At 39.6% G+C, this 14,870-nt stretch carries 13 protein-coding genes, 8 tRNA genes and 1 rRNA gene; all 22 read right to left on the reverse strand.

Features of this window, described 5'->3' with window-relative positions; all coding sequences use genetic code 11:
- Position 1: 1 nt before the first annotated feature.
- The gene (hisB, locus tag RU86_RS04635) at positions 2-586 is read right to left on the reverse strand and encodes an imidazoleglycerol-phosphate dehydratase HisB (protein ID WP_096814279.1); all 585 of its coding nucleotides are present in this window, start codon (positions 584-586) and stop codon (positions 2-4) included.
- Positions 583-1,236 carry a phosphoserine phosphatase SerB gene (gene serB, locus RU86_RS04640; protein ID WP_096814280.1) on the reverse strand — a complete coding sequence of 218 codons (654 nt, stop codon included), beginning with the start codon at positions 1,234-1,236 and terminating at the stop codon, positions 583-585. The genes hisB and serB overlap by 4 nt, the downstream gene beginning before the upstream one ends.
- Positions 1,237-1,328: 92 nt before the next feature.
- Positions 1,329-2,612 carry a histidinol dehydrogenase gene (hisD, locus tag RU86_RS04645; RefSeq protein WP_096814309.1) on the reverse strand — a complete coding sequence of 428 codons (1,284 nt, stop codon included), beginning with the start codon at positions 2,610-2,612 and terminating at the stop codon, positions 1,329-1,331.
- A 1-nt stretch (position 2,613) separates the two neighbouring features.
- Positions 2,614-3,255, reverse strand: coding sequence for an ATP phosphoribosyltransferase (hisG, locus tag RU86_RS04650; protein ID WP_096814281.1), 642 nt, complete (start codon positions 3,253-3,255; stop codon positions 2,614-2,616).
- Positions 3,252-4,211 (reverse strand): ATP phosphoribosyltransferase regulatory subunit, encoded by a 960-nt coding sequence (locus RU86_RS04655; RefSeq protein ID WP_096814282.1) that lies wholly within the window; start codon positions 4,209-4,211, stop codon positions 3,252-3,254. The genes hisG and RU86_RS04655 overlap by 4 nt, the downstream gene beginning before the upstream one ends.
- On the reverse strand, positions 4,208-5,257 hold the full coding sequence (gene hisC / locus RU86_RS04660) for a histidinol-phosphate transaminase (RefSeq protein WP_096814283.1): 1,050 nt from the start codon (positions 5,255-5,257) through the stop codon (positions 4,208-4,210). Before hisC ends, RU86_RS04655 begins: the two co-directional genes overlap by 4 nt.
- A 431-nt stretch (positions 5,258-5,688) precedes the next feature.
- The gene (mnmM, locus tag RU86_RS04665) at positions 5,689-6,225 is read right to left on the reverse strand and encodes a tRNA 5-(aminomethyl)-2-thiouridylate-methyltransferase MnmM (protein WP_096814284.1); all 537 of its coding nucleotides are present in this window, start codon (positions 6,223-6,225) and stop codon (positions 5,689-5,691) included.
- Complete coding sequence (mnmL, locus tag RU86_RS04670) at positions 6,219-7,136, reverse strand: tRNA modification radical SAM protein MnmL/YtqA (RefSeq protein WP_047914534.1); 918 nt, start codon at positions 7,134-7,136, stop codon at positions 6,219-6,221. Before mnmL ends, mnmM begins: the two co-directional genes overlap by 7 nt.
- On the reverse strand, positions 7,136-7,786 hold the full coding sequence (locus tag RU86_RS04675; RefSeq protein ID WP_096814285.1) for a phosphatase PAP2 family protein: 651 nt from the start codon (positions 7,784-7,786) through the stop codon (positions 7,136-7,138). The genes mnmL and RU86_RS04675 overlap by 1 nt, the downstream gene beginning before the upstream one ends.
- Before the next feature lie 254 nt (positions 7,787-8,040).
- Positions 8,041-8,114 (reverse strand) — tRNA-Asn (locus RU86_RS04680).
- A 4-nt stretch (positions 8,115-8,118) separates the two neighbouring features.
- Positions 8,119-8,234, reverse strand: a 5S ribosomal RNA gene (rrf, locus tag RU86_RS04685).
- Between the two features lie 38 nt (positions 8,235-8,272).
- A tRNA-Ile gene (locus tag RU86_RS04690) sits at positions 8,273-8,346 on the reverse strand.
- A gap of 86 nt (positions 8,347-8,432) precedes the next feature.
- Positions 8,433-8,503 (reverse strand) — tRNA-Gly (locus RU86_RS04695).
- Between the two features lie 27 nt (positions 8,504-8,530).
- Positions 8,531-8,603: transfer RNA gene (locus RU86_RS04700), tRNA-Phe, on the reverse strand.
- 39 nt (positions 8,604-8,642) lie between these two features.
- Positions 8,643-8,715 (reverse strand) — tRNA-Asp (locus RU86_RS04705).
- 14 nt (positions 8,716-8,729) lie between these two features.
- Positions 8,730-8,803 (reverse strand) — tRNA-Met (locus tag RU86_RS04710).
- Positions 8,804-8,834: 31 nt separating this feature from the next.
- Positions 8,835-8,924 (reverse strand) — tRNA-Ser (locus RU86_RS04715).
- A 5-nt stretch (positions 8,925-8,929) separates the two neighbouring features.
- Positions 8,930-9,001 (reverse strand) — tRNA-Glu (locus RU86_RS04720).
- Between the two features lie 138 nt (positions 9,002-9,139).
- Complete coding sequence (locus RU86_RS04725) at positions 9,140-9,976, reverse strand: LysM peptidoglycan-binding domain-containing protein (protein ID WP_096814286.1); 837 nt, start codon at positions 9,974-9,976, stop codon at positions 9,140-9,142.
- Between the two features lie 81 nt (positions 9,977-10,057).
- Positions 10,058-11,953, reverse strand: a complete 1,896-nt coding sequence (locus RU86_RS04730; RefSeq protein WP_096814287.1) for an acyltransferase family protein — start codon at positions 11,951-11,953, stop codon at positions 10,058-10,060.
- A complete protein-coding gene (locus RU86_RS04735; RefSeq protein ID WP_096814288.1) occupies positions 11,943-12,665 on the reverse strand; it encodes an MORN repeat-containing protein in 723 nt (240 codons plus the stop codon). The genes RU86_RS04730 and RU86_RS04735 overlap by 11 nt, the downstream gene beginning before the upstream one ends.
- An 82-nt stretch (positions 12,666-12,747) precedes the next feature.
- Entirely contained in the window at positions 12,748-14,790 is a 2,043-nt protein-coding gene (gene ftsH, locus RU86_RS04740) for an ATP-dependent zinc metalloprotease FtsH (protein WP_096814289.1), read from the reverse strand.
- Between the last annotated feature and the right edge of the window lie 80 nt (positions 14,791-14,870).

A 14,870-nucleotide genomic window follows, 5' to 3' on the forward strand; every position in this document is an offset into this window, starting at 1 on the left:
ATTACAAGACTCCTTTAGTCGAATTCACACCATGAATTTCGGGATTCAAGGTCACAGCTTCACGTAGCGCACGACCAGTCGCTTTAAACAAGCTTTCTGACTTATGGTGATTATTTTTGCCATGTAAAATCTTCAAGTGTAGATTTATCTGTACATTAAAGGCTAAGGCTTGGAAAAATTCTTCCACAAGTTCTGTATCAAAGTTACCTAACTTAGGGTTTGTAAACTCAGCATCGAAGACAAGATAAGACCGACCTGATAAATCAAGACTCGCCATGCCCAATGTCTCATCCATGGGGACAAAACTTGTCCCATAACGATTAATGCCTGCTTTGTCACCCAAAGCCTCACGTAACACTTGTCCAAGTGCAATACCAACATCTTCTACAGTATGGTGGCTGTCAACATGTAAATCACCGTTTGCTTTAACGACAAGACTGAACCTGCCATGTCTTGCCAGCAATGTCAACATGTGATCAAAAAAACCAACACCTGTGTCAATCTCAACAGGGTCCTGGGCATCTAAATTTACCGCAAGGGTAATTTGTGTTTCTGCAGTATTTCTGATGATCTCTGCTTGTCTCATAGCTCACCTCTGACTTCCTTGATGATATCAAGTGCAAGTGCCAAGTTTGGCACATTAATTTGGTAGGGTGCTTGTTCACGCACGATGTCTTTCGCATTAAAGGCAATACCAATCCCACTGGCTAGGATCATCGGTAAATCATTCGCACCATCGCCCATGGCAACTGTCTGTGATAAGTCTAGACCAAGTTCTTGTGCCCATTTTTTTAAGCTATCCAGTTTAACTGATTTCGTTACGATATCCCCAGTGACCTTACCAGTTAACTTGCCTGCTATGACTTCCAGATGATTGGCACGGACATAGTCAATACCAAGTTCTCTAGCAAGGCCATCTACTGTTTCGTGAAAGCCACCTGATACGACACCAACTCGCCATCCCTTAGCATGTAAGCTGTCAACTAAGTCACGCGCACCATCTGTAAAATGGATTTGTTTGCGTATCGTGTCAAAAACTGATACCGGTAATCCTGCTAATAAGCCAACACGCGCATTGAGAGACTCAGCAAAATCAAGCTCTCCATTCATGGCACGATGTGTAATATCAGCAATCTCAGGACCACTACCTGCAAGCTCTCCAAGTAAATCAATGCCTTCTTCTTGAATTAATGTGCTATCCACATCCATAATCAATAGACCCTTAATTTTGGTCATCCTATCTCCTTAATCCTCTTTTATACGATACTTTAACAGCCTATTGGCTATCACTTTACTTATGTTAATATACTGCATGTCAACAGCTACACTTATGCTTGCTCATCACGAATTTCTATCGCTCTTGCATGCCCCTCAAGCCCTTCAGAATATGCTAGGGTCGTAATATCTTTACTCGCTTTAGCAACCGCATCTTGACTATAATAGGTAAACTGACTACGCTTGACAAAGTCGTAAACGCCTAAGGCACTATAAAAGCGAGATGTCCCCGATGTCGGTAAGACATGATTCGTCCCAGCATAATAGTCGCCGATCGGTTCCGATGTAAAATGCCCTAAGAAGATACTGCCAGCATGCTTAACTTTTGGCAAATATTCGATGGCATTATCCATGGCAATCTCTAAATGCTCAGGTGCTATATCATTCATCAAAGCAAACATATCATCGATGGTATCGGTAACGATCGTCCGACCATTTTGGACAATCGACTCATATGCAATGGCCTTACGCGGCAAACTTTCAAGTTGCTCTGATAAGGCTAAATCAACAGCATCAGCTAAGGCAACTGAATTCGTCACGAGTATGGCACGTGCTAACTTATCGTGCTCAGCTTGTGAGAGTAGATCTGCAGCAACATAACTCGCATTTGCGGATGCATCTGCAATCACACCGATTTCAGACGGACCAGCAATCATATCAATCCCAACTTGTCCGAAAACTTGTTTTTTAGCTGTTGCAACAAAAACATTGCCAGGTCCTGTAATCTTATCAACTTTTGGTATCGTCTGCGTCCCATAAGCCAAGGCTGCGATGGCTTGAGCGCCACCAACTTGGTAGATTTTCGTGACACCTGATAAGGCGGCAGCAACCAAAATAGCCGGATTAAAGTTTACTTGTGGTGGTGTCACCATATAGATTTCAGGGACACCAGCTATCTTAGCAGGTAAGACATTCATCAAGACACTAGAGGGGTAAGCCGCTGTGCCACCCGGTACATAGACACCAACCTTTTCGATTGGTAAAACGAGTTGTCCTCTGACCACACCATCTGTTTCGGTATCGACAAAGCCTTTTTCGACCTGATGTTTATGGTAAGATTCGATATTCGCTTTGGCATGTTCCAAAGCAGTTAAAACAGCCGGATCAATCTCATCAAATGCACGCGCGATTGTTTCACGTGAAACTTCAAGTCGCTCCGGTATCATCCCATCAAACTTTTGTGCATACTCAGCAAGGGCACTGTCTCCATTTGCTCGCACATTTGAGATAATACTTGATACGATGTCATCAACATCATTTTGTGCTTGTGAATAGGCTGCATAGTCAGCTGCCAAGACATCTGAAATTTCCTGAACTGTTCCTGTCAATCGTTTCATTTTAACCATTAAATGCTACCTCTTCATTTCCAACAACAGCCTCTAGCCTAGCAATGAGTGCCATAATTTCTGGATTCTTCTTAATACTTGCATTATTGGCAATCAGCCTAGAAGAGACACGTACAATATCCTCAAAGATGATCAAGCCATTAGCTGCAAGTGTATGCCCCGTCTCAACAATGTCGACAATCGCATCTGTCAACCCAATAACAGGTGCAATTTCAACAGATCCTTGAATGGATACGATTTCCACATCTTCATGTTTGGCATTAAAAAAATCAGTGGCAATTTTAGGATACTTTGTCGCAATTTTTTTGCGCTTATGATCTAATGGGTCATAACTTGGAATACTGGCTACTGAAAATTTACACAAGCCAATATTTAAATCTAACATCTCCAAGTAATTTCCCGGATGCTCATACAAGACATCTGAGCCTACCACTCCCAAATCAGCGATGCCGTGTTCCACATAGGTTGCCACGTCAGGCGCTTTAACCAGTAAAAAACGTAAATCTTGTGCCTGATCTATAAAAATCAGATTGCGTCCTTTATCTGCCATGAACCCCATATCAAATCCAGCCTGAGCCAAAATCTTAACCGTATCTTTTTCGATGCGACCCTTGGTTAATGCAATCGTAATCATAGACTTCCTCCATCAAAGACAAGTGCTTCACGTATCTCCTCATAAATCGCATCCACATCTAATGCCCAGCCTACTGCACTGACAGCCCCTGCTTCAAACCGCTCGAACAACTTGTCATAACGCCCACCACTGAGAAAAGCATAGGGTACCTTATCACTAAAGACACGGAACATCAGACCTGTATAGTAACTGCGCTTAGCTAGCATCCCAAAATCGACTGTCACCTGTTCAAAGTTATGGCTCAAGTTTTCAATCTCAGCAAATGCAGCGAGTATAGCCGAGTTAGTGACTAATTTTTTAGCATCTGCTAATACGGTTTCAGCTTGACCAAACAAGTGTGGCAAATTCACTAAAAATGCATCAAACTCACTAGGATATTGCCGAACAAATTCCGTTAAGCCAGTAATTGACTTATTGCTAATTTTTTTTGACAGTAAGGCAACTTGCGCCTCATTAAACTGATCAAAAATAGGTTGTAAAATACCAGCATGACTGAGTTCAAGTCGATAGGTATCAACACCAGCAAGCTTTAAACTCGCTTGTGCCAAATCTAGTGCTTCAGTAATTGCCCGATCAGGATCAAAGCCTATGAATTCAATCCCTGCTTGGGTACGTTCATTCTGCAAGCCTTTGAGTTCATCGTGATTTCGAAACACTTTACCACTATAGGAAAACTTAACTGGTAAGCTCACTTTAGTCGTTGCAACAACTCGTGCGATTGACTGTGTGACATCTGGTCTGACGACTAACAAATCTCCGTGCTTATCAAATAAATGATAGTTATGATTGTCAAATTCATCCTCAAATACGCCTGCATACTCGACCATAGGGGTGTCAATCCGATTAATCCGACTAGCCATCAAGAAATTAGCGACCTTAGTCTCTATTTGGTAGATACTATGTGCGCGTTTAAATAACTTATCATGCATGCCTGGCGCTAATTGTTTATTTTTCATGCAACTAGATCTCCTATTATTTGGATGACTCGAATCATCTCATTTTTTGTCCCAATCGATATTCTCAGATAGTCAGACAACCGTGCTTTGTCTCCAAAATACCTGACGTAGATTTTTTTTGTTTGTAAGAAATCAAATAAGGTACTTGCCGAGATACCCGCAGGCTTAACTAGGACGAAGTTAGCTTTGGAAGGTAACACATCAAAGCCTATCGCCTTCAATTCAGCAGAGAACCAGTCTCTTATCTCTACAATCTCTGCATTAACTTGTGTGTAATAGGCAGCATCAGAAACTGCAGCAGTCGCTAATTTTTCAGCTATTGCATCAACAGAATAAGGATTATAGGCATGTTTGACTGCCTGTATGACTTTCAATAACTTGGGTGAGCCAATCCCGTAACCAACACGTAAGCCTGCTAAAGCAGCATCCTTTGAAAAGGTACGCGTGATAAAGACATTATCATACTTAGCAACTAAAGGTAGGGCACTTATCCCGCCAAAAGCAATATAAGCCTCATCAATAATCACCACAACGTCTTGATTAGCGACCACAATCGCTTCAATTTCGGCTAAGTTTTTATAAATCCCAGTTGGTGCATTTGGATTAGCAATCACAATACCGCCAGTTTTTCGATCCATATAATCTGCACTGTTGATTTGAAACTGAGCAGTTAATGGCACTTCCTCAAAAGGAATTCTAAACAGGTCAGCCCATACCTTGTAAAATCCGTAGGTGATATCAGGAAATAATAGCGAATCATCTGAATTAAAAAAACTCAAGAAAGCCAAGGCTAGTATATCATCCGATCCATTACCAACAATCAGCTGATCCTGATGCACCCCTAATTGTTTGGCTAATGCACATCGCAAGCTATCATTTTCTATTGAAGAATACTTTCTAAGACCATTTCCATCAAACTCATGAAGGGCTGCTAGTACAGCTGGACTTGGTGAAAAAGCATGTTCATTCGTATTGATTTTAATCATCCCTTTTTCTTGCGGTTGAGCACCTGCTACATAAGGGGTAATTTGTCGTAAACCTTTCATCACACAATCTCCTATATCTACTAAATCTGCTAAATTTAACACAAAAAACGTCCATGTGAAAGTACTTCACAAGGACGTTTTGACGTGGTGCCACCTTTATTCAAAACAGTGTCACCACTGTTTTCTCAGCAAGTTATTCGTGAGGCATATCCGCATAGTCAAAATCGTCACCACTTAAACTCTGTCATTAACGCTGACCACGTTTTCGCCTACGCAAGGAACCCCTGTTCAGCAAAACTCTCAAGAATGTGTAATCTCTGATTTGACACGTTTTCTCATCACCAAACGCTTTCTTAAGTCCACTCAGAAATCTATTTCTCTCTTAGATTTTCATATTTATACTCATTTTACAAGAAAATTCTGAAAATAGCAAGTATTATATACAATTAAGGTTTATAAAACGTGATTCAGTTATGACATCCAGCTATCTATTACCGTTTCTCTATTAATAAAACAAAGGGTGGCTGATGTGCCTGATTAATCCCACCATAACGCATGACATGGTAAGTGTTTTGAGGTAATGCCATAACAAACGCTAACACCTCATCACGTTCCTCGACTCCGCCATCATGACCGTAATACACCATCATCCCAATGCGGCCACCTCGAACGAGTAAGGCTAACAATTTAGTTAATGCTGCTAACGTTGTTTGCCCATGTGTGATAATAGACTTATCAGACTGAGGTAAATAACCTAAATTAAAAATAGCCGCATCAACTGGTTGCTTGATATATAAATCAAGATTTTCATGACCATCTAGAATCAACTCAGCGGTTAGCTCTTGCTCAGACAAGCGCTGCCTAGTTGTTTCTAGGGCAATCTCTTGTACATCAAAGGCAAGAACATGATCACTCAAATTGGCTAAGAAAACAGTATCATAGCCTTGTCCCATCGTTGCATCTACAACAACAGCATCATGGCCAATATCCGAAAGGAACTCATGTACCATTTGCAGAGGTGTTAGCATACTTTAGCTCCCTGAAACGTATCGCGACGTACCAACTCAGCATCAATCGCATTTAAAACTTCCCACTTCTTCAAGCTCCACATTGGACCAATCAGCATCTCTCGAGGCGCATCACCAGTCAATCTATGAATTGAAATCTCTTTTGGAATGATTTCAAGTTGATCACAAATCACATTAACATAGTCATCAAATGCCATTAGCTGGAGATCTCCCTGATGGAAATCACGCTGCATTCTCGTACCTGTCATTAAATGGAGTAGATGGAGCTTAATCCCCTGAATATCAGAATCAGTCACAACACGACGGACATTTTCCAGCATCATCTCAGGTGTTTCCCCTGGTAAACCATTAATCAAATGCACACAAACTAATATACCACGAGCACGCAGGTTAGCGACAGCATCTAAATAGGTTTGATAATCATGCGCTCTATTGATCAGATCACTAGTCTTCTCATAAGTCGTTTGTAAGCCCAATTCAACCCATACTGTAATGCGTGTATTTAATTCAGCTAGATAGTCTAGTGTTTCAGTAGGCAAACAGTCAGGACGTGTCCCGATGTTGATACCAACCACATCTGGTCGTCCGACTGCCTGCTCAAAGCGCTCTCTTATGACGTCTACAGAATCATGTGTATTGGTGAAATTTTGAAAATAAGCGATATATTTCTTAACACCAGGCCATTTACGATGCAAGAACTCAATCTCTTTTTCAACCTGTACAGGAATTGGTGCATCTGGTGCTACTATGGCATCACCAGAGCCCGAAACTGTACAAAACGTACAGCCGCCATGCGCTACCGTACCATCACGATTTGGACAATCAAATCCAGCATCAATCGGCACCTTAAACACTTTTTCACCATAACTATCACGAAGATAGTCATTCCATGTTGTATATCGCTTCATCATTATTTTTGAACTCCCTTAAACCGCCATTTAAATCTTAATTCATCATAAACTGGAAACCAGAATAGTAACCAGCTACCACTTATCAACCAGCCACCAAGTATATCCGTCGGATAATGAACACCGAGGTAAATTCTTGACATACCAATAAGTCCCACAATAATAACCGCTAAGACTAGTGGTATATTTTTAACATATTGATGCTTAATCCTTTGTCTACAGATAACCATCAAAGTCACATAAAGCATAATACTAACAGTAGCATGACCAGATGGAAAACTCAGCCCTTTTTCTACCACTAAATGCGGTATACTAGGTCTTTGTCTAGTATAAACATACTTTAAAATTGTCACCAAAATTGGTGCCATTACAACATTTACAGTTAAAAAGATAGCTTCTGTATACCATTTCTTAATCAAAAATAACACCAATAGCAATCCTAAAATAATAACCACATATCGAGCACTTCCAAAATGCGTCACTTGTTTAAAAAAAGAAGTTGAAGTAGCTGAGAGATTTCCTCTAATCACTCGCTGAATATTACTGTCCACACCGGTCAAACTACCCGGAAAAAACTTGACTAAATAGCCAAGCATGACAAACATCACTAAGCCAAAACTGGCATTTAATTGGTAGGTTTTTTTATGTTTCATCTTTCCATTATAACAAAAAAAGCCATCTATTTAAACATAGATGGCTTTACTTTTTCTGACTCCGCTTGCAAGACTCGAACTTGCGACATNTGTAGTACAATGTAAGTGATTCAGTGTTTTATAAATTTGTCATAAGGTCACTTGATATGCAAATCTCATCATTAAACTAGTAATCAGAAATCCTGTCCGTGATCAGATGCTTTAAAGCATATTTAAACAACAAAAAACGCTATCCTCAGATAACGTTTACTTAGCTCCGCTTGCAAGACTCGAACTTGCGACATCATGATTAACAGTCATGCGCTACTACCAACTGAGCTAAAGCGGAATAAGCTTGGCACCGACCTTATCTCACAGGGGGCAACCCCCAACTACTTCCGGCGTAATGAGACTTAACTACTGTGTTCGACATGGGAACAGGTGTATCTCTCATGCAATAAGCACCAAACTTATCTCGAATATCTAAACTTACGTTTGAACATTCAATGGGCACAAGTGGACTCGAACCACCGACCTCACGCTTATCAGGCGTGCGCTCTAACCAGCTGAGCTATGCGCCCTAATTTTCGTTTTTTATCTACTGATAACGAATTTAGGATGTATTAATTAAGGAACTAAACCATTTTTTTCAATAAAAAAATGGTGAAGCGGGTGACGAGAATCGAACTCGCGTAGTTAGCTTGGAAGGCTAAGGTTCTACCATTAAACTACACCCGCTAAATTCATTATGGTCTTCCATAATTATGGCGCGAGACGGAATCGAACCGCCGACACATGGAGCTTCAATCCATTGCTCTACCAACTGAGCTACCGAGCCAAGGTTTGTTTAATTTTAAAATGTAACTAGACATTTTAACGGTCCCGACGGGAATTGAACCCGCGATCTTCGCCGTGACAGGGCGACGTGATAACCGCTACACTACGGGACCTACTGATTTGAATATTGCGGGAGCAGGATTTGAACCTACGACCTTCGGGTTATGAGCCCGACGAGCTACCGAGCTGCTCCATCCCGCGATAATTTTATATTAGGAAATCATATTCCCAAAGGAGGATTAGGGATTCGAACCCTAGCACGCTTTTACACGTCTGACGGTTTTCAAGACCGTTCCCTTCAGCCAGACTTGGGTAATCCTCCATAAATAGTCCGTACGGGATTCGAACCCGTGATACCGCCGTGAAAAGGCGGTGTCTTAACCCCTTGACCAACGGACCAGGGTTTGTTAACTTTTTGAGATACCTCAATCAGCAACAAAAATAATTATATCGTAATTCAGAACTTTCGTCAAGTGCTTTTTTGATTTTTTTTTAATATGTTTATTTTTTACTTAAACATCCCTTTAAACATAGGGATTACAGAGCCCAATGTTTCATACCACCATTATTGAAAAGATAGACGGCACCATTTATTTGAGCATCTATATCCCCATCATACCCTGGATAATTCGGGGCTAACTGAAACAAACCATAATAACCAATAGTATTTTTTATCGATGACAACCAACCACTTTCTCTGGAAATGATGTAATCCCACTGACTAGCAGCAACACCAGTTCTAGATTGTAGTTGTGATAAAACGTACGTTCTATCTTCTTTCGATAAGCCACCTGGTACAACCTTATTACCATTATCTACTGTAACAGCATCTGAACCTGTAGTTGATTCACCTGGATTTGGTGCAACCACTTGGTTTGAAATAGGGGTTACTTCCTCTTCCTTTACAATGTAAGATTTCAGAAATTTCAGATGCTGCCCTGAATAAAGTTGTTCTTGGGATTTCAACTTACTTTGCTGCACAATAGAAGCAACTGGTGTTTTAAATTTCTCGCTTATTTGTGATAGAGAATCACCATCTTGCACAACATAGTCAACCTCATCAGATTCAGACAGGTTGTTAGTTTCTGGTGTAGGTACAGTCTCAGGATTTATTGCTAACTTAGTCTGACTAGTCATAATTGAAGACTTATTGTGATCAGCCTGTGATGCTGGAGTCTGCTGATACGTGACCTGTTTAATTTCTATTGGTGTAGATGTACATGTTTGCGTATCAGCTTCATATTTTGTGCCACTACCTAAAATAAAGAATATTGTAATGCCAGAGGTTAATCCAGTTATGCCAATAATTGTAAGTAGCGTAAACAAGATCTTATGAGATTTTTTAAATGTGTTATTTTTAGTTAATATAGACATATAAATAGTATTCTAACATGAAGTAAGTAACAAAAAAAGCCTTGTTACAGACTCTTCATAAAATGTTATCTAATTGTAATGCTATGGTTTCCCTTTAACTTTTGATACCTGATTCAATCCTTTAACAACTAGGTCAAGATATTGACTTGATACGTCTGGTTTCCCACCAAAATGAATCTTATCTGCCCATAACTCGCTTTGTAGTGGTGAGATATAGGCTGCCCAATCTACAATCACAACCCATGGATATTGTTTTGTCATTTCCCTTAATTGTGCATTAAACTGATTCAAAACCCCCATATTATTCCCATCAAATGGTGTTACAAATACAATTCGGCTGTCTTTAGGACTTTCACTTATGATTTTTTGAACATCGGTAATCATATCTGCTGTAACATTGGCACCTGCAGAAATCACAATATAGCTACCAATGGTCTTCTCTTTTACCTTTTGAGCAAAAAGCTTATAAATGTTGTCGTAATTTCTCCCGACTTCAGCATTCACATCAGCATCCGGTAAAATCGTCGTTAGATAAGGGACCACACCTACCATGACTGAATCTCCAAGAATTGTCTGAGTCGAATTTAATACATCATCAGATGTCGTTTCCACATCCTTTAAGACAGTTTGCTTCAATTGTAAATCTGCACTGGATGAAAATCCCAGACTAGCATTTTGCCATGCAGTATTAGCAAAAATACCTTTTCCTGTATCAACCAAATTTTGTGCCAATTGTCCCTGTTTATCAAGTTTAGTCATGGTTTGACTAATTTGTGCTTCATTAATACTTTGCTCAATTTTTGATACTTTAGGCGCAGATATAGCGATGATAAGGCATAAGAGGGACAGCACACCAACTCCCGCATAAAATAATTTTTGCTTCATAAATGTCGGTAGTGCTTTACCATGAAAGTAAGGTTCGACCCCATAATAAACAAAACAGGCACACAGTAATGAAATGAAAAAGCTTACTATACCCGCGATAAAAACTTGGTTAATAAAATGAGAGATAATCAACCATACGGGCCAATGAAACAGATAAACACTATAAGAAGTATCTGCTAAAACTGTTAACACTTTAGGTTCATCCACAGTCGTCCGCTCATGTAAAATACGGAACTGAACAATTAATAGAGCTGCCATCAGGCTTGATAAGATGAGATTCGTTCTAATCGTCCAAGTGCTTTCAAACTTACCAAATATAGTCAAGAACAACAAGACACCACTAGCTAGAATAGTCCCTAATACCCATTTTTTCAGCGGATAGCTTGCAAAGAACGCTTTTTTTTCAGGTTCAATCTTAATACCAAAGAAGACCGCAGTAATTGCGCCTATAAAGAATGGGAACATGTGTGTACTAAAAGAAAAATAACTGTAACTTAGATAGTGAGGATCGAAGGTCAACTGAAGTCTGATAATCGAAAAGACTGCCAAAAAAAAACTGACGATAAGAACCAAAATCTTTGTATAACCAATTAAAAATTTATCTTTTTGTTTAAAATGCTTAAGAAGTAGCACAATGCCTAGCAGGATGACGCCCCATATTAAATAAAATATAAACTCTAGCGATAATGTCCAAGTATGGACAAAAAGTTTAGGTGTCTGTTGTGCTTCATATGAAGAGCCAGATAATATCTCAAATCTATTTGTCGCAAAACCAATCGCAGCTGACACTTGTTTAGCTAAATTTGCTCTAAAATCAGATGGTAGCAGTAGTGAGAATGGCAATACCATCATAATCATCATAATTAGTGGTGGAAATATTCTTAAAAATCGTCTTTTATAGTACTTTAATACATCAAATGTCTGTGATTTTTCAAGCTCAATAAAGAATAATGCTGTAATCAAATAACCTGAAAAAACAAAAAATATATCAACACCAATAAAACCGCCTGGGAACTGTTTTACAAAAAAATGATAAAACAAAACCAGAACAAGGCCGATAATTCTAACTAATGAAAACCATTTAATTCGCATTTTGAGGCACTCCAAACTTGAATTTTCTGTCCATTGCTTCTCCTAAAATCGTTGTATAGATACCCTGACCATTTGGTAAGCCATTTTTCCAACTCCCTTTGTAGCTTGCTTTGTTAGAAAATAGCATGTCACCTTGCCAAGTACCAGCAAATCGCCAACTGCCAGTATAAGAAAAATCAGTTGTCTTGGTCGTATACTGATCAGCAGTTTTTGTAATCACTGTTTTGTCGACAAGTGTTACGGAAGTCTTATTTTCTGTCTTTTGCGTCACAGCGTAGCCATCTTTTTTTTGATAGGTAACAGCACCATCGATTTTACCTGATTTAAATTTTGCGGTTAATTGATTACCTGATTTATCTGATACGACGGCATTCCCAGAAAAGTTGCCATTTTCCATGCCACCTTTATAGACAAATGTTTTATCCAATGACGTCTGACTTGCATTTTTGGAAAATGTAATGACATCAGTTGCATAAAGATAAGCCAATAAAATCACAAAAAGACTAGCAAAAATAGCCAGTGTTTGATGCCGGAATTTAACCTCTTTTTTGACGACGCCTACGCTAGATCCTTCAAAAGCATCTTTTGTCTCATCACTAGATTCAGACTGCTCATCAGTTTTCAGCTTAAGTTTAGGTTGCTCTGACATAGTCAGTTCAGCTTGTCTTTTTAACTCCAGAGCCGCTACTTTTTCTTTAAATGTTTGACCCATTTGTCCATTTTTCCTCAGCTATAATGACTTTCATTATACCATACACATAACAAAAAATCAGACATCAACGTCTGATCTTTGCTTAACTATCTTGAGATTCAAGGTGATCTACATCAGCCTCTTTTTTTTCAACTTCTTGTTCATTTACAGCCTTTAACGTTTCTTCAAAAGTAGCTGGCTCAACTGTTTCGGCTTCTGCTGAATCCGCAGTTGGCATCTTACCAGTTTCAAACAATGATTTGATTTGACGCGCATCCAGTGTTTCATGCTCAAGCAAAGCGAGTGCAATTGCTTTGTGTTGTTCACGATGACTTTCGATAATCTCATGTGCTTTTTCATGTGCTTCATTGATGATATTGCGTACTTCTTCATCAATCGCTTGTGCAGTATATTCACTATATCCCTTGGTTTGACCATAGTCACGACCAATAAAGACAGCTTGAGAATTACCTTCAAGTGTCACAGTACCTAGTCTTTCAGACATACCATACTGTGTGACCATGCCACGAGCTAGTTGCGTCGCTTGCTCAAAGTCATTTGAAGCGCCAGTCGTAATCGCATTAAAGATAATCTCTTCTGCAGTACGACCACCCATGAGACCAGCTAAACGCTCTTGCATGTCTTCTTTAGACAACAAGAATTGATCTTCTTTTGGTAAAGAAATCATGTAGCCTCCCGCACGACCACGGGGAACAATCGTCACTTTGTGCACAAAGCTAGCATTTGATAAGACGAGACCAACAATTGTGTGACCAGCTTCATGATAGGCAACCATCTCACGTTCACGATCAGAAATACGCTTATCTTTCTTAGCAGGACCAGCAATCACACGATCTTCTGCTTCATCGATATCAGATGCATCGATGATTTTTTTATTACGTCTAGCAGCAACGAGTGCTGCTTCGTTAAGGACATTCTCTAAATCTGCACCAACAAATCCTGGTGTCTGTTGCGCCACAACTTTTAAGTCAACATCTGCTGCCAGCGGTTTATTTTTAGCATGAACGCGCAAGACTGCTTCCCGACCTTTTACATCCGGTGCGCCAACAAGTACTTTACGGTCAAAACGACCTGGACGTAAAAGTGCTGGGTCTAAGACATCAGAACGGTTTGTTGCAGCAATGACGATAACTGCTTCATTACTTTCGTTAAAGCCATCCATCTCAACTAAAAGCTGATTGAGTGTTTGCTCACGCTCATCGTTACCACCACCCATGCCGGCACCACGTTGGCGACCGACAGCATCAATCTCATCAATAAAGACGATAGCAGGTGCACTTTTTTTGGCATTTTCAAATAGGTCACGAACACGTGACGCACCAACACCAACAAACATCTCAACAAAGTCAGAACCAGAAATAGAGAAGAAGGGTACATCAGCTTCGCCAGCAACTGCCTTAGCAAGTAAGGTTTTACCAGTACCTGGAGGGCCTTCAAGGAGCACACCAGCAGGAATCCTGGCACCTAAATCATGATATTTTTTAGGGTTCTTCAAGAAATCAACAACTTCAACAAGTTCTTGTTTTTCTTCATCAGAGCCTGCTACGTCAGAAAAGCGAACTTTAATCGTTTTCTTGTCTTGTTCTTTAGCTTTGGACTTCCCAAAATTCATTGGGTTGCCGCCACCGTTAGCACCACCGCCACGCATGCCTCCCATCATCATGTAGAGGAAGCCAATCATCAATAATAGTGGTAGCCAAGAGCCTAGTAATGTTAGCCAAATACCGTTAGATGCTTCTGGTTTAACTGTTACCTTAACATCTTCTTTGTCAGCTAATTTTTGAAGATCACTGATTGTCGTGTCCGTCGGTAATACCAGACTAGTAAAGTTTTTAACTTCTTTAGACTTGTTTGGAATTAGTGAAAAACTCGTATCAGATTTAACTGTTTTACTTTTTTTATATTCACCAGATACAGAAATCAAAGAAGCAGATGGTTGATAAGTGATTTCTTTGATTTCACCCGCTTTTAAGCTCTTGACTAATGCTGTATAATCGACTTTTTCGACCGAATCACTATTAGCGCCTTTGAAAAAGTATTGGAAGCCAACAACTGCAACTATGATCAAAATGACCCACAAAAATGAGTTCTTTATGAATCCAGTATTTTTATTTTTATTATTCATAAAATCCTTGTCTAAATTTAGTATTATTCAAATATTATGACAAATTTTTACAAAAATGTCTATTAATTAAGGTCAAGTTT

The sequence above is a fragment of the Pseudolactococcus piscium genome (assembly GCF_002441695.1).
In the GTDB taxonomy this organism is placed as follows: domain Bacteria; phylum Bacillota; class Bacilli; order Lactobacillales; family Streptococcaceae; genus Pseudolactococcus; species Pseudolactococcus piscium.